The following is a 21,748-nucleotide window of genomic DNA, read 5'->3' as shown; positions in this document are numbered from 1 at the left end:
GACCAGCAATGGCCGACGAGAACACCCCCGTGACGCCTGAAGAGGGCGGCGAACTCGCGATGCGCGTCGAGCCCGTCGGGCTCGAGACGGAGATGCAGCGCTCGTACCTGGACTACGCGATGTCCGTCATCGTGTCCCGCGCGCTGCCCGACGTCCGCGACGGACTCAAGCCCGTCCACCGCCGCGTCCTGTACGCGATGTACGACGGCGGCTACCGCCCCGAGCGCGGCTTCTACAAGTGCGCCCGTGTCGTCGGTGACGTGATGGGCAACTACCACCCGCACGGCGACTCCTCGATCTACGACGCCCTGGTGCGCCTCGCCCAGCCGTGGTCGATGCGGATGCCGCTGGTGGACTCCAACGGCAACTTCGGCTCTCCGGGCAACGACCCGGCGGCGGCGATGCGCTACACCGAGTGCAAGCTCGCGCCGCTGTCGATGGAAATGGTCCGCGACATCGACGAGGAGACCGTCGACTTCACGGACAACTACGACGGCCGCTCCCAGGAGCCGACCGTCCTGCCGGCCCGCTTCCCCAACCTGCTGATCAACGGCTCCGCCGGCATCGCGGTCGGCATGGCGACCAACATCCCGCCGCACAACCTGCGCGAGGTCGCGGCCGGCGCCCAGTGGAGCCTGGAGAACCCCGACGCCTCGCACGAGGAGCTGCTGGACGCGCTCATGGAGCGCATCAAGGGCCCCGACTTCCCGACCGGGGCGCTCGTCGTCGGCCGCAAGGGCATCGAGGAGGCGTACCGCACCGGGCGCGGCTCCATCACGATGCGCGCGGTGGTCGAGGTGGAGGAGATCCAGGGCCGCCAGTGCCTGGTCGTCACCGAGCTGCCGTACCAGGTGAACCCCGACAACCTGGCGCAGAAGATCGCCGACCTGGTGAAGGACGGCAAGGTCGGCGGCATCGCCGACGTCCGTGACGAGACCTCGTCGCGCACCGGCCAGCGCCTGGTGATCGTCCTCAAGCGGGACGCGGTCGCCAAGGTCGTCCTGAACAACCTGTACAAGCACACCGACCTGCAGACGAACTTCGGCGCCAACATGCTGGCGCTCGTCGACGGCGTGCCGCGCACCCTCTCCCTGGACGCGTTCATCCGCCACTGGGTGACGCACCAGATCGAGGTCATCGTCCGTCGGACGAAGTTCCGGCTGCGCAAGGCCGAGGAGCGCGCCCACATCCTGCGCGGTCTGCTGAAGGCCCTGGACGCCATCGACGAGGTCATCGCCCTGATCCGGCGCAGTGACACCGTCGAGATCGCGCGCGGCGGCCTGATGGACCTCCTGGAGATCGACGAGATCCAGGCCAACGCCATCCTCGAGATGCAGCTGCGCCGTCTGGCCGCCCTGGAGCGCCAGAAGATCGTCCAGGAGCACGACGAGCTCCAGGCGAAGATCAGCGAGTACAACCGGATCCTGGCCTCCCCCGAGCGCCAGCGCGGGATCGTCAGCGAGGAGCTGGCCGCGATCGTCGAGAAGTACGGCGACGACCGCAAGACCAAGCTGATCCCGTACGAGGGCGACATGTCCATCGAGGACCTGATCGCCGAAGAGGACATCGTCGTCACCGTCACGCGCGGCGGCTACGTCAAGCGCACCAAGACGGACGACTACCGGGCGCAGAAGCGTGGCGGCAAGGGCGTGCGCGGGACGAAGCTGAAGGAAGACGACATCGTCGACCACTTCTTCGTCTCCACCACGCACCACTGGCTGCTGTTCTTCACCAACAAGGGCCGGGTCTACCGGGCCAAGGCGTACGAGCTGCCCGAGGCCGGCCGGGAGGCGCGCGGCCAGCACGTGGCGAACCTGCTCGCCTTCCAGCCGGACGAGGCGATCGCCGAGATCCTCGCGATCCGCGACTACGAGGCCGTGCCGTACCTGGTGCTGGCCACCAAGTCCGGTCTGGTCAAGAAGACGCCACTGAAGGATTACGATTCGCCCCGCTCCGGCGGTGTCATCGCGATCAATCTGCGCGAGCGCGAGGACGGATCCGACGACGAGCTGATCGGCGCCGAACTCGTCTCGGCCGACGACGACCTGCTGCTGGTCAGCAGGAAGGCGCAGTCGATCCGGTTCACCGCTTCGGACGACACGCTGCGTCCGATGGGCCGCGCCACCTCCGGCGTCAAGGGGATGAGTTTCCGCGAGGGCGACGAGCTCCTCTCGATGAATGTCGTCCGACCGGGTACGTTCGTGTTCACCGCGACGGACGGCGGGTACGCCAAGCGGACCGCCGTCGACGAGTACCGCGTCCAGGGCCGCGGCGGCCTCGGTATCAAGGCCGCCAAGATCGTGGAGGACCGTGGCTCGCTCGTCGGCGCGCTGATTGTCGAGGAACACGACGAAATCCTCGCCATCACCCTGTCCGGCGGTGTGATTCGTACGCGAGTCAGCGAGGTCAGGGAGACGGGCCGTGACACCATGGGCGTTCAACTGATCAACCTGGGCAAGCGCGATGCCGTCGTCGGTATCGCACGTAACGCCGAGGCGGGACGCGAGGCGGAGGAAGTCGACGGCGACGTGGCCGTGGACGAGACCGCCGAGGATGCCGCGACCACCGGCACGGACGAGGGTGAGGCGCCCTCGGCCGAGTAGCACGAGGAGTGAGTCATCGTGAGCGGAGCCACGGGCGCCGGATCGGCCGGTACCTCCAGGGGTACGGAATCGGACGGCGGCGGCCGTGGCTCCGCCGCACGTGCGGAGAGTGCGAACGACCCGCACACGACCAATCTGAAGCCGGTGAAGGCCTCCGCGGCGGACGCCGCCGGCCCGCGGGAAACCCAGGGGGGAACTGTGACGGACACCCGAGGCCCGGCCGCGGCCGGCGAGACCCGGCCGGCGTCCGCGCTGCCCGGAGAGCGGCGCCCGGAGCAGGCCGCGGGGCCGTACCACCCGCCGCAGGCCTATCCGGCCCAGGCCGCCGGAGCGGTGCGCAGGCCGCGTACCGGGGCGCGCACCACGCCCCGGACCCGCAAGGCGCGGCTGCGGGTGGCCAAGGCCGATCCGTGGTCGGTGATGAAGGTCAGCTTCCTGCTCTCCATCGCGCTCGGCATCTGCACGATCGTCGCCTCGGCGGTGCTGTGGATGGTCATGGACGCGATGGGCGTCTTCTCCTCCGTGGGCGGCACGATCTCCGAGGCGACCGGCTCCAACGAGGCGAACGGCTTCGACCTCCAGGCCTTCCTGTCGCTCCCCCACGTCCTGATGTTCACGACGGTCATCGCGGTCATCGACGTGGTTCTGGCGACGGCGCTGGCGACGCTCGGCGCGTTCGTCTACAACCTCTCCGCGGGCTTCGTGGGCGGCATCGAGCTGACCCTCGCGGAGGACGAGTGAGGGACCGCGTGGGCCGGAGCCGACAGCCCCCCGACAACCGATTTTGGGACTGCCGTGGTCGTGCGCTAATCTTCAGGAGTCAGCGCGCGGGACATACACCGCACGGCGCGGCGGGGCTATAGCTCAGTTGGTTAGAGCGCATCCCTGATAAGGATGAGGCCACAGGTTCAAATCCTGTTAGCCCCACCAGCGAGAAGACCCCCGGTCCATCAGGACCGGGGGTCTTTTGACACCCATGGTTGACACCGACACCCACACCGACAGCGACGGTCGGCCGATGAGCGGATCTTCCAGAGGCTCGGCGAGCACGCCGATCTGGCCTCCTCCAGGGATCCGCGATGCGTTTGTCACCATTTAGGTCAATAAGATTCCTGCTTCACGGTGTGTCGACCGCACGATGAGGAAGGCGGCCCGCTCCGGGCCCCCAAAGTTGCCCGAGAGTTGCGTAGTTCGACGCAGAAAGCAGGTCAGTCATGCGCGCTGGACACCGCTTCAGTCCGTTTCGCCGCTACAGAGGTGTGGTGGCCGCCGGCCTCACCGCCCTGCCGGCTCTCCTCGCCCTGAGCACCGGTACGCCCGCTCAGGCGGCCACTTCCGATCACCAGAAGGACACCAAGCCGGTGGTCCGCTACACGCAGGTGTCCAACACCCAGACCTGTAACCCCGACGGCTTGTGCACCTTCACCGCCACCTGCCCCTCCGGGACGGTGGTCACCGGCGGCGGCGTCTCCGAAACTCCGCTGGTCAGCAGCGGTGTGTACCTCATGGAGTCCGAGCCGACCAGCAACCGCACCTGGCGAGGCACCATCCGCAACGCCAGCTCGTTCCCCGTCACGGTCACCGTCACGGCCATCTGCGCCCGCATCCCCGCCTGACTCGATCGGACGTGCTGCTGATCGATGAGTCCCGCTGAAGTGACGTAGCGCCGCGGAGCATGGAAAGGCCCGACCGCTGGCGACGGGGGATGCACCAGCGATCGGGCTATGGCCAAGGGTAACAAGGTTGGGGGGTCCGTGGGGCCAAGTCGTCGGGGAAACGCACAGGTTGGCCGATCATCGTCCGCAGGGCGGGTCGTAGGAGAGGCGCGGGAGGTACTCGTGCCACCTCTGCGCGGTCAGCACGCCCCGGGTGACCGAACAGATGTGCCGGATCGCCGCGTCCGCGTCCAGCCGCCACAGGCGAACCGTGTCGGCGCCGCTGGAGACCCCGATGACATGGCTGTTGGGGCTGAAGGTCAGGAAGTTGCCCGTCTTGGCGTTGGGGCTCATCGACTGGCCGATCGCCCTCGCCCCGGCCGGGTCGGCGACGTTCCACAGGCGGACGGTGTTGTCGCTGCCACCGCTGGCCAGGGTGCGGCCGCCCGAGCTGAACGTCAGTGACGTCACCGCCTCGCTGTGCCCGGTGAGCGGTGCGCCCAGCGCCCTCGCCCCGGCCGGGTCGGCGACGTTCCACAGGCGGACCGTGTCGTCGTCGCTGCCGCTGGCCAGGGTGCGGCCGTCCGGACTGTAGGCGAGCGCGTTCACCGGACCGGAGTGCTTGTCGAGCGGTGCGCCGACCCGGCTCGGGTGGGCCGGATCCGCCACGTTCCACAGCCGGATCGAGCTGTCCGCGCTGCCGCTGGCCATGGTGTCCCCGTCCGGGCCGAAGGCCAGGGCGTTGATATAGCCCCGGTGGCCGGTGAGCGGCTTGCCGAGGGGAACGGGGCGCGAGGGATCGGAGACGTTCCACAGCCGGATGGTGCGGTCGTCGTAGGCCGTCGCCAGGGTGCGGCCGTCCGGGCTGTACGCCAGCGCGTGGGGGCCCATGAAGCGGGTGCGCAGGGGGATCCGCGGCCCGGCGGAGACCGGATGGGCGGGGTCGGAGACGTTCCACAGGTACACGGCCTTGGTCCCCGTCAGGACGGCGAGAGTGCGGCCGTCGGGAGAGAACAGCATCGAACGCTGGTCGCCGTCCGCGTGCATGAACGGCTTGCCCAGCGGCACGGGCCGGTCGGGACGCGTCACGTTCCACAGCCGCAGCCTGCCGTCGCGCGCCGCCGTGGCCAGGACCCGGCCGTCCGGCCGGAACGCCCCGCTCCGGCCGATCATGTCCGAGGTCGGGACCGACCACAGGCGCACCTTGCCGTCGCCGCTGCCGGTGGCCAGGGTCCGTCCGTCGGGGCTGAACCCCAGGGCGTACATCTCTCCGCTGCTGCCCGCGAGCGGCTCCCCGACCTGTGACGGGGACGCCGGGTCGCTCACGTTCCACAGGCTCGCCGTGCTGTCCGCGCTCGCGGCCGCCAGCCTGCCGCCGTCCGGGCTGAACGCCACCGACCAGACGGGGCCGGTGTGGCCGGTCAGCGGCGAGCCGAGCACGGCCGCGTGGGCGGGATCGGACACGTCCCACAGCCGGATCGTGTCGTCCGCGCTGCCGCTGGCCAGGGTCTTGCCGTCGGGGCTGAAGGCCACCGAGTGCACGATGTCGGTGTGCCCCGTGAGCGCTCTGCCGACCGGCTCGGGCCGGCGGGGGTCGGTCACCCGCCACAACCGGACGGTGGTGTCGTCGCCGCCGGTCGCGAGCGTGTGCCCGTCCGGGCTGAACGCCACCGAGCGCACCGCCGCGCCGTGTCCGCGCAGTACGCCCAGCGCCTTCGGCCGGCGCGGGTTCGCCACGTTCCACAGGCGCACCGTGTGGTCCTCGCCGGCCGAGGCCAGGGTGCGGCCGTCGGGGCTGAACGCGACCAGGTAGATGGTGCCCGTGTGGCCGGTCAGGGGCCGGCCGAGCGGGACCGGGCGCGCGGGGTCGGTCACGTCCCACAGCCGGACCGTGCCGTCGTCGCCCGCGCCGGCCAGAGTGTGCCCGTCCGGGCTGAACACCGCGCTGCTCACCCAGCTGGCGGGGCCGGTCAGGGGCTTGCCCAGCGGCTCCGGGCGGTTCGGGTCGGCCACGTTCCACAGCCGGATCGTGCGGTCGTAGCTGGCCGTGGCCAGGGTCTTGCCGTCCGGGCTGAAGGAGGTGAGGTACACGGCGCCGGTGTGACCGGACAGGGGGGTGGCCAGCGGTGCGTTGACGATCGAGATCAGGCGGCTGTAGGTGTCCTCGTCGTCCGGGCGCAGATGGTGGGCGACCAGGTCGAGCTGGGCGGCCAGCGACGGATCCGTGCGCTGGACCCGGTCGGCCTCGGCGAGGACCTGGGCGAACACGGCGTCGTCGCGTTGCTGCCAGGCGATCACCGCCGAGCCGCCGGCCAGCAGGGCCAGCACCACCAGGGCCGCCACCGCGGCGCGGCTGATCCACACCGTGCGCTTGCGCAGCCGTACCGAGGCGGCCAGGAACTCCACCGCGCCACGGGTCAGATAGGTGTCCCCGGCCGACCTCGCCCAGCCGCGCGCCTGCTCCAGCCGGGAGCCGCGGTAGAGCAGCGAGTTGTCCCGGCCGGAGTTCTCCCAGGCCCGGCCGTCCTCCTCCAGCCGCTGGCGCAGCAGGTGGTCGTTGCGGTCGTCGTCGATCCAGTGCCGCAGCCGGGGCCAGGCGTGCAGCAGCGCCTCGTGGGTGATCTCCACGGTGCCCGCGTCCAGCGTCACCAGCCGGGCCCGCACGAGGGCCTCCAGGGACTCCTCGGTCTTGCCCGGGTCCGACGACTCGTCCGACAGCTGCCGCCGGGTGCCCCGCCGCCGGGTGGCCTGGGTGTCCTCGCCCAGCCGCACCAGCCGCAGCAGGAGCAGCCTGGCCGCCGTACGGGCGGCGGGGTCGAGACCGGACCAGGCGCGCTCGGCCGTCGCCGCCACCGCCCCCTGGATTCCGCCCGCCGCCCGATAACCGGCCAGCGTCAGCCGGCCGGCCTTGCGGCGCTGCCAGGTGGCCAGCAGGGCGTGGGACAGCAGCGGCAGCACGCCCGCGTCGTGCGCCCCGCGGGGACCGTCGGCGCTCACCTCGCGCACGATCAGTTCGGCGAGCCCCGGCTCCAGCTCCAGTCCCACCGCCTTGGCCGGTCCGGTCACGGCGTCCCGCAGTTCACTGCTGGTCAGCGGGCCGAGCACCATGTGCCGGTGCTGAAGGGCGTCGGCCAGGTCGCGGTAGCCGAGGCACTGCTCGTAGAAGTCGGCGCGGATGCCGAGGACGACCAGGGCGGGGGCGGTGCCGCACGAGCTCGCGGGCGAGGTGCAGGCGGCGGCCAGGAGCTGGATGAAGGTACGCCGGTCCGCCTCGTCGCCGCAGAGGGTGAACGCCTCCTCGAACTGGTCCACGATGACGACCGGCCGGGTGCCGGGGCGCGTCTCGCGGTGTGCCCACGCCGCGACCGCCTCGCGCACCGCACGGGCGAGCCGCGGGGCGTCGGAGCCGGGCGCGGCGGGATTGTCCGTCGCCTCCTGCTCGGCCTTCCGCGCGTCCTCGGCGACCGCGGCGAGATCCGGGATACGGCGGACCAGCTCACCCAGGGGATCGGCACCGGGGACGAGCTGGAGCACCGGGCCGGAGCCCTCAAGGCCGCCCTTGTCGGGGTCGTCTCCGGTGGTGCCGTCGCCGCTGGTGCCGTTTGCGGTGGAACCGTCCGTGGGGGCGGTCCCGGGGTGCTGGGCGATGCCGCTGCTCGCGGGAACGGCCGTATCGGCGGCCGACAGCGGGGTAGGCGCGGGAACGGTAGCCCGGGCGCCGAGGTCGTCGAGGGCGCCGTCGCGCAGCGCGGGGACCAGGCCGGCGTTCAGCAGGGAGGACTTCCCGGCCCCGGAGGCGCCCACCAGCATCACCAGGCCGCCCGTCCGCTCCGCCGCACGCAACTGGGCGACGAGCGCGTTCGTGCTCCGCTCCCGGCCGAAGAACCAGCGGGCGTCCTCCTGCCGGTACGGCGCCAGTCCCCGGTACGGGCAGACGCCCCCGGCGACGGGCGCGGCCTGGGCCGGTGGCCGTCGGTCCTCCTGAGCGGGCGGCGCGGGCCGGTCGCCCACCGGGTCGGCCAGCGCGCGCTCCCACAGTCGCTGCCAGTGGACGAGGTCGTACAGGCCGCCGGAGACCGGCACGGGACGCTGGCGGCGTGCCTCCGGGATCAGGATGTGCAGAACCGCCGCGAGTGCGGTGAACTGGGCCGGCACGTTCCGGGCCCGGCGCCAGTCGCTGATCCGCTGGGCGGACACCCGTACGGGACGGCCGCGCTCGTCGACCCGCTGCAGCCGTACGACCGACTCGGCCACGGACTTCAGGGGAGGATTGCCGGCCTCCTTGTACAGCAGCGCGAGGCGCTCGGCGAAAGCTGTGCGTGCCCCTGAGTCGGAACCCAAGGCCCCACCCCTTACTTCCCCCCGCATCTGGACGTCCGGACCGGAAAACTCACCTTATACGGCTGACCTGCGAAGAAGCCCTGGACCGGCGGCCGGAGCCTCCTCGGCGGGGGCGACAGATGGCAGGATCCGAACCCGGTAGCGGACTGATCACTCACCGTCTGGACAGGCCACCGGCTCGGCGCTCTCGGAGACAGCCCATGGCAGCGAACGTTCTCGGTCAACTTCCACCGCGAGCATGCGGGCCGGTCCCGCCGGAGGTGCCGGGCGGTGAGGGCGCCCACGGCTGAACCCGCGACCGCCCGCGGGAACGGCTCCCGTTCTTCGACCCGTGCCGGTGCGCCGACGTGGCGCGGGCCGACATCCCCTGTGCCGTTCGGTACCGGTCCCCACGAGGGGAGGGACCGGTGCCGGACGGGCAGGGGCTCTGCTTCTCCGCTCCGGGGCAGGGCATTCACTCGACGGCCGAGTCCGCGTGCCGGTCCAACGTGCTAGTCCGCCTCCGTGTCCGTGCCCATGCCTTCGCCCGTATCCCACCCCGCCTGGTGTGCCGTGGCGACCGCGTGGCGCTCGGCCTCCTCCGCGGCGGCGTTCAGGGCGGCGTCCCGCCCCGGCGCGCTGCCGCCGGCCGCGATCGCGGCCGCCCGCGATGCCGCCAGGGCCGCGCGCAGGGCCGTGGCGGCGGCCTCGGTCCCGTCCCGGGCGGCGGCGATCTGTGCGGCCAGGGCCGCGGTGGCGGCGGTGTTGCGGGCGCAGCGGGCGTCCGCCGCCGCGTCCGGGGCGCTCGCGCCGAGGGCGGCGAGCGACCGGGCCGACAGGCGCAGCGCGTTGGCCGCCCTGCCGGCGGGGTCCGTCGGCACGATCTCGGCCGCGTCCTCGCCGACACCGGCGTGCCGGCACGCGGCGACCGCCCGGTCGTAGGCGCTGCGGGCGCGCACGCCGTGCGCCGGGCGCGGTGCCGCCTTCCGTGCGGCGGTCGCGGCGACCGTCTCGTCCGGTCCGCTCATCCTCGGCCTCCTTGGTCCGGTTGGTCAGGTTGGTTCGGTCGGTCCGGCTCGGACTGGGCGCGGGCAGGGTGCCATGCCGCCCGAGAAGAGGCCAGAAGCGCGCGGGGACGGGTTCCTCAGGGGTCCGCAGGGCGGCGCGGGTGCGCACGGTGCATCGAGCTGGCTACCTGACGGGTCGTCAGGTACGGTCGCCGGGTCGGCCGGCGTCGGCCGTTCCCGAAGGGGTGAGTGCCATGGAGAAGCGTTCCCGGTGCCCGCGACCGCCCGGTGCTCCTCGCTGGGTCGCGATGTTCCACCAGCCCTCCCAGGACTCCTGGGCGGTGGCTGCCGAATCCCCCTACCGGGCCCCCGTGTTGTACGCCGTGGGAGACATGGCCCAGACCGTGCGGGCGCGCGGGGCCGAGGTGACGGTCGCGCTGTGGGGCCCGAAGGACGGCTCCTGGCACCTCTACGACACCCCGGCCGCCAAGGCGCCCGCCCCCGCCGCCTCGACCGGCTCGGGCGAACCGGAGAAGCTCGCCGAGCGCATGACGGACCGGCGGCACCAGGTGCTGATGGCCGGTCTGAGCAGGGCGGGCCTGTACGACCTGAGCCCCGAGGACGGCGAGGCGCTCCGGGTCCTGGCCGACCGACTCGACGAGCCGACGGCCCGCCGGGTGGCCCACTGGCTGTCCTCGGCCGGGGGCGGGGAACGGTAGCGGCAACTGTCGGTCCGGCCGGTTCAGCGGGCGTCGAGCCGGGCAGTGACGTCCTGGAAGTCACCGAGTCGACCCCGGCCGGGCAGCGTCGGCGGGGGTCGCTGACGGCTGGAGGACGTATGAAGGTCTCCGTCGACCGCGGCCAGTGCTACGGCTCCGCCGAGTGCGCGCACCGGGCGCCGGTCGTGTTCGCGTTCGAGGACGGGTACGGCGTCGTACGGCCCGGCCGCGAGGAGTGCGCCGACGACCCGCGGGTCCGCGACGCGGCGGAGATGTGCCCCTCACAGGCGATCAGGCTCACGCAGTAGCCGCTGTCACAGGTCGGCCGGGTAGGTCCACCCGAACTCCGTCAGCGCCCGGGCCCTGGCCTCCGCGACCGCCATGCGTGCCGCGCGTTCGGCGGGGTCGACATGGGCCGCCTGGCCCGTGGCCTGGCCCTCCCACTTCCGGTACAGCAGTCCGGCCTCCGCCGAGAACCAGCCGCGGCTCACCGCGTTCAGCGCCAGCAGCAGGCTTGTGTCCTCCGAGGCCGGCAGGGCCATCCAGCCGCCCAGGGCGGTCAGCAGATCCCGTCGGACGCACAGGGTCGCCGGATGGACCGGGGCGAGGAAGTCGTTCCGCTTCCAGTGGTCGAGGACCACTCCGCGGGCGAGCGGGCCCTCCTGCGGATCGCCCGGGAAGCCTGCCGTGGTGCCGTCCGGCAGCAGGTCGAGCACCCGGGACGTCGTCCAGCCCACGGTGCGGTCCGCCTCCAGCACGGCCAGGTCACGGGCGAGCGTGCCCGGGGTGAGCTGGTCGTCGGCGTCGAGGACCTTCACGTACGCCCCGCGCGTGTGCGCCAGCGCGATCGTCCTGGCGACACCGGGACCGCCCGGCCGGCCCTGGCGGAAGACCACCCGCGCGTCGTCGGCCGGCACATACGGACGGACCCGGTCCGTCTCGCCGTCCTCCTGGATCACCCACTCCCAGTCCCAGCCGTCGGCGAGCCGCTGTGCGCGCAAGGACGCGTAGGCGTCCGGCAGGAACCGGGCGGACGGTCCGTGGACAGCGGTGACAACGGTGACGCGCCGGCTCACGGCGGCACTCACCACCTTTCCGTCGGGAGGGGGTCGAGAGATCTTCCTACGAGGATGGCGTGAGCGATGTGGGCCCGTACAGCGCGAGACCCCCGGCCGAACCCGGCCGGGGGTCTTCTCCGTATCGACTGATGCGTACGCAAGTCGCCTTGTGTCGAGACGTCTGCGGTGCTGTTCGCCGTTCCTGCCGTGGTGTACCGGTGGAGCGGCGCAGGGAGCGAGGATCAGCAGTCGAGCGCCGCCGGATCCTGGTCGGGTGTGGTGAGCTCCGTGTTCTCCGCCTGGGTGTCGGTGAGGGGCCGGTGCCGGCAGCTGGGGGACTTCCCGTGGGCCTCGGCCCCGATCCGCTGCTTCATCGTGGGGGGCAGCGCCCTTGCGTGGGACCAGACCCAGCGGGGTGTCGCCGGAATCGCCGGGGCCGCGTGGTGCGTCGCGTCGGTGCGGGGGCTCTCGGGCTGGGCGGCGGCCGTCGTGGCCGTCGCTGCCGTCGCGGTGACTAGTCCGAGCGCCGTGAACAGCGCGAGGAAGGCGGTGACGATGGCGGTCCACAGCTTCATGACCTTGTTCTGGGTCATGGCCCCTCACTTTCGGGTTGGGCGATTTGCGTACTTTCCTCATGATGTGTATGAGCGGCGCGAAGTGGTGGACCTACGCTCGTGGCGCGGCGATGTTCAGATGAACACCACCCGTATGGCCGCATGGAGGCCGGAAGAGTCCGGAATCCTGGCGAAACGGCGGGAATGGGGAGCAATGTCACGGTGTGTGAGGGTGTGATCACCCTCCGATCGGAACGGTGCCGGGCCCGGCGATCGGGCCGCCGGAGGCGGGAGTTGAGCCCCCACGCAGGTCACCGATCGGTATCGGTCGGTGTGTATAGTCGGGCGCCAGAGGTCCCCTACGTCAAGGAAAGACGAGGTCGCGCGGTGAAGAAGCTGCTCCTGGTCGCACTGGCCGCCATCGGCGGGCTCCTCGTGTACCGGCAGATCCAGGCGGATCGCGCCGAGCAGGATCTGTGGACGGAGGCCACCGACTCCGTGCCCACCGGTTCGTGAGTCCCGACTCCAGAATCTGATTCCAGACTCTGACCCCCAGACTGAACAGACCCCGGCCGCCTTCGCGGTCGGGGTTTTGCGTTCCTTGGAGCGGGATGCGGGGGCGCGCGGCCGGGCGGTGACGCGTCTGGACGATCGCGGTGCGTGAGGTTGCGCAGTTGCGGGGTCGCGGTGAGTGCGTTACGCGCCGCACGGCGCCGCTCCGCGCTCGCCGGAACCGTCGGGCGCCGGGCCGGGTGCCCGACGGGCAGTGCCGGGCTTTTCGGACGGCCGAACGCGTTGCCCTGATCGCACCCGGCTGCCCGGGGCAGGATGGGCCACGGTCCGGCACGGCCGCGCGGGAGCGGCCGGGCGTGCGGTGGGCGGAGCGACGGGGGTGGCGCGTGCGACGGCGGGAACGTAGGGCGGGGTCGCGTACGGCGGGGGCGCGTGCGTGGCGTCGTGCGGCGCTGTGGCGTCCGTGGCCGCCTATGACGTTGTCGGAGAGCGGCCGGTCGGGGTGCGGGCGCTCGGGGGCCGTCCCGCGGGGGCCGCGCGTCGCCGTCGTCGCCGTCGTCCTGCTGGGCCTGTGCGCCCTGCTCCCCGTGCCGACGGGGACAGCAGCCGCCGCCGACACGCGTCCCGGGTCGTACGACTTCGCGCCGGGCGACCGTGCCGTGGCGGGCGCGGCGGACACCTCGAAGGCCGGGCGACTGGACCCCGGGCACACCTACCGAAGCTCCCTGCCGAGGAACGGCAGGCTGTACTACCGCCTCCGCCTCACCGCCCCCGACACGGCATACGTCCCCGTCACCGCCGTACCGCCCGCGAACGCCACCGTCTCCTCCACCGACGGCATCCGTGTGTCCGTCCGGGACGGCGACGGCACGCCCTGCTCCTTCGCTTCCGCTCGCTTCGGCGCCGGACAGAGCCCCCGCCCGGTCACGGCTCTGGCGCAACGGGAGGCCGGCAAGGCGCTGTGCCAGGGGGCGGGGACCTACTACCTGCTCGTCGAACGCCTCGACACGCAAGGTTCCGGCGCGGCGGGCCCCACGGACACGGGGGCCCAGGCACAGCGCTGGGACCTGGAGATCGCGCCCGCCACGGAGCCCCGCCCGGCCCGGACCGGTCCCACGACCGCGCCGCGGGCATGGGACTCCGCCACGCCGGAGCCGCCGGCCGGAGAGCCCCGCGCCCGATCCGGCGGTGCCGGCTTCGCCTCGGCCGAGCCGGTGGGCCAGGGGGTCTGGCGGACGGCTCTCGTGCCGGGTGAGACCCGTTTCTACAAGGTGCCGCTGGACTGGGGCCGCCGAATCCACGCCACCGCCGAACTGGGCGCTTCCCCCGGCCGTGGCTATGTCGGCGGCGCCTTGACGCTCGCCCTGCACAATCCCGCGCGCGGTTGCGTCGACGACGCCGCCCTCGGCTACACCGGCGTCCGCAAGTCCATCGCCCTGGAGCCACTCCCGCCGGTCGAGTACGCCAATCGCTACGCCGCCCCCGCCGGGGTCTCCTCCGTCCGCTTCGCCGGCGAGTACTACCTGGTCCTGCACCTCAGCGAGAAGATGGCCCCTCTCTTCGGGCAGGGGCCGTTCGACGTGACGCTGCGGGTCGGCGTGGACGGGCGGGCGCACGCCGGGCCGGACTACACCGGTCCCACCGAGCCGGCGGACCTCTTCACCGTCACGGCGGAGGGCCGGGAGACGGCACGCACCGCAGCGGCCGGTGAGCCGGACGACACGACGACGAGGCTGGTCGCGGTCGGCGGCATCGGCCTGGGCACCGCCCTGCTGCTGGCGCTCGGTGGCTGGACGGTGGCGGCCCGGCGGGCTCAGAGGCGGGTCAGCGCCCAGAAGCCCACCGCATAACAGGCCAGCGCCAGCAGCAGGACCGGGACGACGATCTTCGCGGGCGGCCCGGGACGGCGCTTCGCGCGGCGCGCCCGGTGGCCCCGCGCGGGAGACGGCGAAGAGAACGGCGGGGCGGGGGGCGGTAGTGGGGCCTGCGGGTCGCGAGTGGTGTAGGAGGCGGTGGAGGAGCCGGACGCGGTGGAGGCGTCGCGGTGCCGCCCCGGCTCCGAGAGCGCGTACGTCGGTTCGGTGAGGGGCTGTTCCGGAATCCGAGGCGCGGGTCCCGACGTCCGGGGCGCGTGCTCCGGGGTGGCGGGTGCACTCGGGGGGACCTGGGGCCAGGCGCGCGGATCGGAACCCAAGCTCCCCTGGGGCGGGGGGAGTCGGAAGCTTCCGGTGTCCGACATGGAACCGGTGCCGGTGCGGGATCCCGTGCGGGTGCCGGGGTGGCTCGTACCGGCGCCGGCACCAGGGACGAAGTCGGGGCCGGAGACGGAGGCCGGGTCGGGGCCGGAGTCGGGGTCGGGTGCGGGCGTCCGCACTCCCGAGGCTCTCCTCAGGGGCCCGTCGGGGCCGAACCCGGGTGGCAGGGGGCCGACTTGGTCGAAGATCTCGATCAACTCGTCGTCGGGCCCGGGTTCCGGCAGGAGTTCCGCCGCGCAGGCGAGCGCCTTGCGCGCACCCGTGGCGGTACGGAAGCGGGCCGCCGGGTCGGGTTGCAGCAGCGAGGCGACGACCTGCCACAGCGGCTCGGGTATGCCCTTGGGAGCCCCCGGGGTGCCGTGCTCCGCGAAATACCGCACCAGTTCCTTCGCGTCGGGCTTCGCGCCTTCCAGGAGGTACAGGGCGACCAGGCCGACGGCGAACAGGTCGGCGGGGAAGTCGGGTTCGGCGCCGAGCATCTGCTCCGGGGCCAGGTAACCGGGCGTGCCCACCACGAGGTTGGTCTCGGTCAGCCGGGCCTCGCCGAGCCGCATGGCGATGCCGAAGTCGGACAGCCGCAGCCGAGGCCGGCCCGTACCGGTGGCTTCCAGGAGGATGTTGGCGGGTTTGATGTCCCGGTGGACGACGCCCTCCGCGTGGACCGCGGCGAGACCGGACAGCAACTGGTCGAGCAGTGTGCACACGAAGACCGGGGGGAGGGGGCCGTAGTCCCCGACGAGGTGGACCAGCGAGCCGCCGGTGACCAGGTCCATGGTGAACAGGACCTTGTCGTCGTCGGCGGCCCAGCTCGCGGGGGCGAGGACATGGGGGTGGTCGATGCGCAGCGCCTGCTCCCGCACGAAGCGCAGCAGGGAGTGGGCGTCCCGCTGCTGGAGCACCTTGGCGGCCGCGTAACGGCGTCGACGGTGGTCCCAGGCCCGCCATACGGCGCCCACGCCACCGCGTCCGATCGGATCGGCCAGCTCGTACCGGCCGGCGAAGACCTCACCCATGACAGTCCCCCGCTCCTCCCCGCTCCCCCTGGCCCCCGCTCCCCCTGGCCCCTCGTCTCCCCTCTACCCGCGTGTCCCCCCTCGTTCCCCTCCCGCCCCCGTGGGCTCCGCTCCCCGTCGCCGTGTCCGGGCGGCCGCCCCCCGTGGCGGCTGTTTCCCGGTATCCGCCTCCGGTGCCTCTTCCGGGGAGCCGGGCGGCGGGGTCAGTTCTGGTGGGACTGGTAGTGCGTGACGGCGTCGGAGGTGCGGCCGGCGCCGTAGACGCGCAGGAACTCGGACAGCTCCGGATGGGTCGGGGCGAGGGCGTTGGCGGCGTCGATGATGTCGCCGGCGGCGGCCACCGAGCGCAGCAGCGACTGGATCTCGCGGACCACCCGCTTGACCGTGGGCGCCCCGGAACCACTCGTGGTCTGGGTGGTGTTGTTGAGCACGGAGCCCCCCTGCGACTTCTTGATCTCTTCCATGCGCTCGGTCGCCTCGGCCGCGCTGACGCTGCCGTCCGCCGCCTGGGCCGCCAGTTCCTGCAGCAGCTGCACCCGCTGGACCACGGCGGGGTTGCCGATCTTCGCGCGCTGGCCGCTCATCAGCTGGGACAGCATCGGAGCGGACAGCCCCAGGACCCCCGCCAGCCGGGCCTGGTTGAGCCCGAGATCGTCGATGAGCTTACGGAAGAGCGCCCCCAACGGCTCCCCGTACCAGTTCCGCTGCAGCTCCCGCGCTCTGGCGGTGGCTTCCTGCTGTGCGGCGTCCATTGCGTCTCCCCATCGCTTCCCCTGAAAAAGCGTGGTTCGCTGTAGCGAACCACGTCGAGCATCTTACGGAGAGTGGTCATACAGGGGGACCCCCAATCTTTTTGCGGGATACGGGGGGTGACCCGGTACTCTGGTCTGCGGCAGTCGCCGGAACACGATTCCTCCGGCCGACCGCTGCTTCCCGGGGCCTTAGCTCAGTTGGTAGAGCGCCGTCTTTGCATGGCGGATGTCAGGGGTTCGACTCCCCTAGGCTCCACAACCGAAGAGCCCCCTGACCTGCGTCAACCGCGGTCGGGGGGCTCTTTTGTGTTCTGGCCGTCGGGGCGCTGGCCGGCGCAGTGGTCTTCGAACTCGCCCTGGGGCAGGTGCTGTTGCACCGGGTTTCCACCGCCCCTCACCGGCGCCGTGAAAAAGCCCTCCCGCCTGCCCGGAAGCAGGTGGGAGGGCTGGCGAGGGCAGGCCTCCCGGCTTTGGCGAGGCATGCCTCACTTCGCCGTCGGCGGCCGGAGGCGCGTCGGCGGGCGGGCCGTGACGGCGGGGGCCGCGGCCGGAGTGAGGAGGGTCCGCTCAGGGCTGGTCGTCGCGGTTCGCGGCCTCCTCGTCGGCCTGCTTGGCCTCCACGTCCGGGTCGAGGACCGAGGCGGCTCCGCTGCCGTCCACGGCGCCGAGACGGCCCGTCTCGGGCACCTCGGTCGCCGCCGGCGGCTCGACCAGCCAGTCGGGGTTTGCCTGCTTGTCCCACCACTTCCAGGCCGCGAAGGCACCGCCGGCCAGCACGGTCAGCAGGCCCAGCACCTTCACGGTCCGGCCGGTCCTGGAGCGCCGCGCGTTCTTCCGGGCGAGCTTCTGGATCTGCTGGGCGGAGACCTGACCGCGCAGCGCGACCAGGGCGGCGGCGCCGCGCGCGGCGGCCTCGTCCGCCACCGGTGACGCGACGGCCACGGCGTGTTCGATCTTCGGGCGCGAGTAATCGGCGGCCTGCCGAGCGGCCTTTCGGGTGCGAAGGGCGGCTTCCTGCGCGGCGAGGTCCACCTTCGGCGGCACATGCGCGCGGGCGTGCTCCAGACGCGGGGCGAGCCGGGCGTCGTACTGCTCGCGGGCCTGTTCGGCGGCCTGCGAGACCACGGGCGCCAGCCGTACGCGTGCCTCTTGCGCGTAGTACGCGGCACGCTCCTTGGCCGTGTCGGCGTAGGGCGCCACCACTTCCGCGGCGTGCAGCACGCTGTCCTTCGCCGAGCCGGTCGCGGCGCGCACGCTGTCGATGCGGGTCACGGGTTTCCTCCTCCTCGGTGGCGTACGGTAATTCGACTTTCCACCCTTTTACGGATCATGCCTGTCAACAGTCCGGGCGGCATTCGAGGACGGGCATATGGGTGCCGATCGCGCCCCTCGGGCTCGATCACGGGTAACGGAAGCTCGCTGTCGACCCTGCCACGGATCGTCCTCGCGCGCCGCTTTCCCGGCATAAGTCGTGGCCGTAGGGCGACGTCGGGACCCGGCCGTGCGAGGATCGGGTAGTCACAGAAAGACAACGGAAGGCAGATCGTGGCTGAGCAGCTTTACGCCACCCTGAAGACCAACCACGGCGACATCGAGGTCCGGCTGTTCCCGAACCACGCGCCCGTCACGGTCAGGAACTTTGTCGAGCTGGCCCAGGGCGAGCGCGAGTGGACCAACCCGAGCACCGGTCAGAAGACCAAGGACCGCCTCTACGACGGCACGGTCTTCCACCGTGTCATCAGCGGTTTCATGATCCAGGGCGGCGACCCGCTGGGTAACGGCACCGGTGGCCCCGGCTACCAGTTCGAGGACGAGTTCCACCCGGACCTGTCCTTCAACAAGCCGTACCTGCTGGCCATGGCCAACGCCGGCCCGCGCACCAACGGCTCGCAGTTCTTCATCACCGTCTCCCCGACCGCGTGGCTGACCGGCAAGCACACCATCTTCGGCGAGGTCACCGACCCGGCCGGCCAGAAGGTCGTCGACGCCATCGCGGGCGTCCCCACCGGCCGAAACGACCGTCCGGCCCAGGACGTCGTCATCGAGTCGGTCGTCGTCGAGAAGCGTGAGGGCTGAGCCCACCGCTTCCCGAGGACTCCCACAGGGAACCAAACGCCCCGCTCGTCCGTAAGGATGAGCGGGGCGGGGTGTTTGCCGCAGGCAGTGCCATGACGAGCAAGGGGATCGATCCGATGGACCAGGCCGCCGACAGCGGCAGCGCGCGGGACGCGCGGAGCCTGCCCGGGTGCTACCGGCACCCGGACCGCGAGACCGGCGTGCGCTGCACCCGCTGCGAACGCCCCATCTGCCCCGAGTGCATGGTCAGCGCCTCGGTCGGCTTCCAGTGCCCCGACTGCGTGCGCGGCGGCTCCGGCGCGGGACCGGCTCCGGCCGCCGCCCGCCCCCGTACGGTCGCGGGCGGCGCGGTGACGTCCGACCCCCGCCTGCTCACCAAGATCCTCATCGGGATCAACATCGCGGTGTTCATCGCCATCCAGGCCGACAGCTCGCTCGTCGAGCATCTGGTCCTCTACGGCGCCTGGCCGCCGAAGCCGTTCGCGCCGACCTCGGGAGTCGCCGGGGGCGAGTGGTACCGCTTCGTGACGTCGATGTTCGCGCACCAGGAGTACTGGCACATCGGCTTCAACATGCTGAGCCTGTGGTGGATCGGCGGTCCGCTGGAGGCGGCCCTCGGCCGGGCCCGCTATCTGGCCGTCTACGTCGTGTCCGGGCTGGCTGGCGGGGCGCTGACCTATCTGCTCGCCGCGCCCTCACAGGCCTCGCTCGGCGCCTCCGGCGCGATCTTCGGTCTCTTCGGGGCCACCGCCGTGCTGATGCGCCGCCTCAACTACGACATGCGGCCGGTCATCGCGCTGCTGGTGATCAACCTGATCATCACCTTCGGGTTCGGCAACATCGCGTGGCAGGCGCACATCGGCGGGCTGGTCGCCGGCGTCGTGACCGGGTACGGGATGGTCCACGCGCCGCGCCGCAGACGGGCGCTGGTCCAGTACGGCACCTGTGCGCTCGTCCTGGTGGTCGCGGTGGTCCTCGCGCTGGTCAGGACCGTTCAGCTCACCTGACACCCCACCGTTGTCCACAGCGTGTGCCGGATCTTGTGCACGCTGTGGCCACACAGCTGTGCCCGCCGTCGCTCGAATGTGTTTCCGCAGGTCAGGCCGGTGCGAATGCGTGTGCGGGAACCGATAGGGCAGTCACACCGGCGTCAACCGCCGATGAGTTATCCACAGATCGTAGTCTTTTCCCCAGGAGGGTGTGGATACATCTACGGCCTGTGGATAACTCAGTGGATAGCCGTGGGCAGAACTACTTCCACTGCGTGGAGACACCGAAGCCGGCGGCGATGAAGCCGAAGCCGACCACGATGTTCCAGTTGTCCAGCGCGTCGATGGGCAGCGAACCGTCGGTCACATAGAAGACGACGATCCAGGCCAGGCCGATGAGGAACATCGCCAGCATGACGGGTGCGACCCAGGAACGGTTGGTCAGCCTGATGGCCTGCGCCTGCTTGGCCGCGGGCGGCGTGTAGTCGGCCTTCTTGCGGATACGTGACTTCGGCACGAGGGTCTCTCCTGTCGAGCGCGCTGCGTGGCCGCGCAGGTAACTGGGTCGGGCTCGGGGCAGCGTACAAGGGGCCAACATGACGACTCTGTGTGCTCCCCCGGGCGTCCGTTAGCGTAGTGCTTCCGCGGCGCCGAAGGAGATAAGGGTACGTTGAGCAATTCTGCCGACTCCCCAGGGACGGGATCAACGGGTTCCGGACCCGGCCCCGGTCGTGGACCGCGTGTCCGGCCGGTGCGCCTGCTCACGGCGGCGGTCTTCGCCCTCGCCGGGCTCATCTTCTTCACCAGCTTCGACACCGCCAAGGGTACGGACATCCGGCAGGACGGCTCCCTGCTCAAGCTCTCCGACCTGATCCAGCAGCGCAGCCGCAAGAACAAGGAGCTGGACGAGTCCAACGCGACCCTGCGCGGCAAGGTCGACTCGCTCGCCGAGAACGACGACGGCAGCAGCAAGGCCCAGGACCAGAAGCTCGCCGGCCTCGAGTCGAGCGCCGGAACCGACAGGCTGACCGGCAAGGCGATCTCCGTCACACTGAACGACGCCCCGCCCAACGCCACCGCCAAGCTTCCCGGCTATCCCGAGCCGCAGCCCGACTACCTGGTCATCCACCAGCAGGACCTCCAGGCAGTGGTGAACGCTCTCTGGCAGGGCGGTGCCAAGGGCATCAAGGTCATGGACCAGCGGCTGATCTCCACCAGCGCCGTGCGCTGCGTCGGCAACACCCTGATCCTCCAGGGCCGCGTCTACTCCCCGCCCTACAAGATCACGGCGATCGGGGACCCCGGAAAGCTGCAGCAGGCGCTCGCGGCGAGCAAGGCGATCCAGACCTACATGGTCTACGTCAACGTCTACGGCCTCGGCTGGAAAGTCACCGAGGACGGGACGGTGACTCTTCCGGGTTACTCGGGCACAGTGGATCTGCACTACGCGAAGCCGGTGGAGTAGCCGGGCAAGCAGCGAGGGTCCCCTGTCAGGAGCCGCCGGTGCGCGTGATCGTCAAGGCCGTCAGCGAACTGTGCATCACCGTCGGCACCCTGATCGTGCTCTTCGTCGCCTACCTGCTGTTCTGGACGGGTGTGCGGGCCGACAGTGCCATGAGCGACCAGATCGACCGGCTGCACCGGCAGTGGTCGACGGGTGACGCCCGACCCGAGGACGCCACCGGCGAGCGGACGGTGACCGTGCGGGCTCCCGGGCCGTACCACCCCGGCAGGGCCTTCGCGATCATGTACGTCCCGCGGCTCGGTTTCACGTGGAACAAGCCCGTGCTGGAGGGCACCGGCACGGACGTGCTGCGCAGGGGGCTTGCCCACTACACCGGCACGGCCCGGCTCGGGCAGGAGGGCAACTTCGCGGTCGCCGGCCACCGGCGCACGTACGGAGACCCCTTCAAGGACTTCCCCCGGCTGCGCAGGGGTGACGCGGTGGTGCTCACGGACGGCACGACCTGGTTCACGTATCGGATCGACAAAGGGCCTTACAAAACCGTGCCGACGGACGTTGAGGTGATCGACCCTGTGCCACGTAAATCCGGGTACACGCGTCCGGGCCGGTATCTGACGCTGACCACGTGCGATCCGGAATGGGGGCACAGTCACCGGCTGATCGTCTGGGCGCACCTGGACTCCACGCGGCCCGTGGAGACAGGCGAACCGGAGGCTCTGCGCCGTTAGTCTGGTGACGTACGGCGTGGGTGTGGTGCCGTAGGGACACG

Annotated in this window: 19 protein-coding genes and 2 tRNA genes; 13 read left to right on the top strand and 8 right to left on the bottom strand. The window is 71.6% G+C overall.

Annotated elements, in window-relative coordinates; all coding sequences use genetic code 11:
- Window positions 1-8 precede the first annotated feature (8 nt).
- The 4 genes from gyrA (at window position 9) to ACIBA9_RS23935 (ending at window position 4,219) form a co-directional block, all read left to right on the top strand.
- Window positions 9-2,603, top strand: a complete 2,595-nt coding sequence (gyrA, locus tag ACIBA9_RS23950) for a DNA gyrase subunit A (protein WP_399365979.1) — start codon at window positions 9-11, stop codon at window positions 2,601-2,603.
- 18 nt (window positions 2,604-2,621) lie between these two features.
- Window positions 2,622-3,344 carry a DUF3566 domain-containing protein gene (locus tag ACIBA9_RS23945; RefSeq protein WP_399365977.1) on the top strand — a complete coding sequence of 241 codons (723 nt, stop codon included), beginning with the start codon at window positions 2,622-2,624 and terminating at the stop codon, window positions 3,342-3,344.
- 112 nt (window positions 3,345-3,456) lie between these two features.
- Window positions 3,457-3,533 (top strand) — tRNA-Ile (locus tag ACIBA9_RS23940).
- 332 nt (window positions 3,534-3,865) lie between these two features.
- Window positions 3,866-4,219, top strand: coding sequence for a hypothetical protein (locus ACIBA9_RS23935; protein WP_399365975.1), 354 nt, complete (start codon window positions 3,866-3,868; stop codon window positions 4,217-4,219).
- A 177-nt stretch (window positions 4,220-4,396) separates the two neighbouring features.
- Here the strand turns inward: ACIBA9_RS23935 and ACIBA9_RS23930 are convergent, their stop codons facing one another.
- Window positions 4,397-8,626 carry an AAA family ATPase gene (locus tag ACIBA9_RS23930; protein WP_399365973.1) on the bottom strand — a complete coding sequence of 1,410 codons (4,230 nt, stop codon included), beginning with the start codon at window positions 8,624-8,626 and terminating at the stop codon, window positions 4,397-4,399.
- 464 nt (window positions 8,627-9,090) lie between these two features.
- Complete coding sequence (locus tag ACIBA9_RS23925) at window positions 9,091-9,606, bottom strand: hypothetical protein (RefSeq protein WP_399365971.1); 516 nt, start codon at window positions 9,604-9,606, stop codon at window positions 9,091-9,093.
- Between the two features lie 233 nt (window positions 9,607-9,839).
- Here ACIBA9_RS23925 and ACIBA9_RS23920 point away from each other — a divergent pair, with 233 nt between their 5' ends.
- Window positions 9,840-10,304, top strand: coding sequence for a hypothetical protein (locus ACIBA9_RS23920; protein ID WP_399365969.1), 465 nt, complete (start codon window positions 9,840-9,842; stop codon window positions 10,302-10,304).
- 119 nt (window positions 10,305-10,423) lie between these two features.
- On the top strand, window positions 10,424-10,612 hold the full coding sequence (locus ACIBA9_RS23915; protein WP_362149850.1) for a ferredoxin: 189 nt from the start codon (window positions 10,424-10,426) through the stop codon (window positions 10,610-10,612).
- A 6-nt stretch (window positions 10,613-10,618) separates the two neighbouring features.
- Here ACIBA9_RS23915 and ACIBA9_RS23910 read toward each other — a convergent pair whose 3' ends face one another.
- A complete protein-coding gene (locus ACIBA9_RS23910; protein ID WP_399365967.1) occupies window positions 10,619-11,380 on the bottom strand; it encodes a glycosyltransferase family 2 protein in 762 nt (253 codons plus the stop codon).
- A gap of 224 nt (window positions 11,381-11,604) precedes the next feature.
- Window positions 11,605-11,955 (bottom strand): DUF6344 domain-containing protein, encoded by a 351-nt coding sequence (locus tag ACIBA9_RS23905; RefSeq protein ID WP_399365965.1) that lies wholly within the window; start codon window positions 11,953-11,955, stop codon window positions 11,605-11,607.
- Window positions 11,956-12,303: 348 nt separating this feature from the next.
- Here ACIBA9_RS23905 and ACIBA9_RS23900 point away from each other — a divergent pair, with 348 nt between their 5' ends.
- Together ACIBA9_RS23900 and ACIBA9_RS23895 are read left to right on the top strand one after the other, a co-directional pair.
- Window positions 12,304-12,432, top strand: a complete 129-nt coding sequence (locus ACIBA9_RS23900) for a DLW-39 family protein (RefSeq protein WP_003999697.1) — start codon at window positions 12,304-12,306, stop codon at window positions 12,430-12,432.
- 470 nt (window positions 12,433-12,902) lie between these two features.
- Entirely contained in the window at window positions 12,903-14,279 is a 1,377-nt protein-coding gene (locus ACIBA9_RS23895) for a hypothetical protein (RefSeq protein WP_399365963.1), read from the top strand.
- Here ACIBA9_RS23895 and ACIBA9_RS23890 read toward each other — a convergent pair.
- On the bottom strand, window positions 14,243-15,697 hold the full coding sequence (locus ACIBA9_RS23890; protein WP_399365961.1) for a protein kinase: 1,455 nt from the start codon (window positions 15,695-15,697) through the stop codon (window positions 14,243-14,245). The two genes, ACIBA9_RS23895 and ACIBA9_RS23890, sit on opposite strands and share 37 nt — an antisense overlap.
- Window positions 15,698-15,900: 203 nt before the next feature.
- Window positions 15,901-16,449 (bottom strand): DNA-binding protein, encoded by a 549-nt coding sequence (locus ACIBA9_RS23885; RefSeq protein ID WP_362149855.1) that lies wholly within the window; start codon window positions 16,447-16,449, stop codon window positions 15,901-15,903.
- A 183-nt stretch (window positions 16,450-16,632) separates the two neighbouring features.
- On the opposite strand from ACIBA9_RS23885, the gene ACIBA9_RS23880 reads away from it, so the two are divergent.
- Window positions 16,633-16,705 (top strand) — tRNA-Ala (locus ACIBA9_RS23880).
- 311 nt (window positions 16,706-17,016) lie between these two features.
- On the opposite strand, the gene ACIBA9_RS23875 is transcribed toward ACIBA9_RS23880, so the two are convergent.
- Window positions 17,017-17,721: a DUF5324 family protein gene (locus ACIBA9_RS23875; RefSeq protein ID WP_399365959.1), complete on the bottom strand. Its 705-nt coding sequence runs from the start codon at window positions 17,719-17,721 to the stop codon at window positions 17,017-17,019.
- 273 nt (window positions 17,722-17,994) lie between these two features.
- On the opposite strand from ACIBA9_RS23875, the gene ACIBA9_RS23870 reads away from it, so the two are divergent.
- Complete coding sequence (locus tag ACIBA9_RS23870; protein ID WP_362149857.1) at window positions 17,995-18,525, top strand: peptidylprolyl isomerase; 531 nt, start codon at window positions 17,995-17,997, stop codon at window positions 18,523-18,525.
- A gap of 116 nt (window positions 18,526-18,641) precedes the next feature.
- Window positions 18,642-19,532: a rhomboid family intramembrane serine protease gene (locus tag ACIBA9_RS23865; RefSeq protein WP_399366035.1), complete on the top strand. Its 891-nt coding sequence runs from the start codon at window positions 18,642-18,644 to the stop codon at window positions 19,530-19,532.
- 244 nt (window positions 19,533-19,776) lie between these two features.
- Here ACIBA9_RS23865 and crgA read toward each other — a convergent pair whose 3' ends face one another.
- Complete coding sequence (gene crgA / locus ACIBA9_RS23860; RefSeq protein ID WP_362149858.1) at window positions 19,777-20,031, bottom strand: cell division protein CrgA; 255 nt, start codon at window positions 20,029-20,031, stop codon at window positions 19,777-19,779.
- Between the two features lie 153 nt (window positions 20,032-20,184).
- Here crgA and ACIBA9_RS23855 point away from each other — a divergent pair, with 153 nt between their 5' ends.
- Window positions 20,185-20,979, top strand: a complete 795-nt coding sequence (locus ACIBA9_RS23855) for a DUF881 domain-containing protein (protein WP_399365957.1) — start codon at window positions 20,185-20,187, stop codon at window positions 20,977-20,979.
- A gap of 38 nt (window positions 20,980-21,017) precedes the next feature.
- Entirely contained in the window at window positions 21,018-21,707 is a 690-nt protein-coding gene (locus tag ACIBA9_RS23850) for a class E sortase (RefSeq protein ID WP_399365955.1), read from the top strand.
- Window positions 21,708-21,748 lie beyond the last annotated feature (41 nt).

This window comes from Streptomyces sp. NPDC051452 (assembly GCF_044454765.1).
In the GTDB taxonomy this organism is placed as follows: Bacteria; Actinomycetota; Actinomycetes; order Streptomycetales; family Streptomycetaceae; genus Streptomyces.
This window is presented reverse-complemented; position numbering and strand designations above follow the sequence as displayed.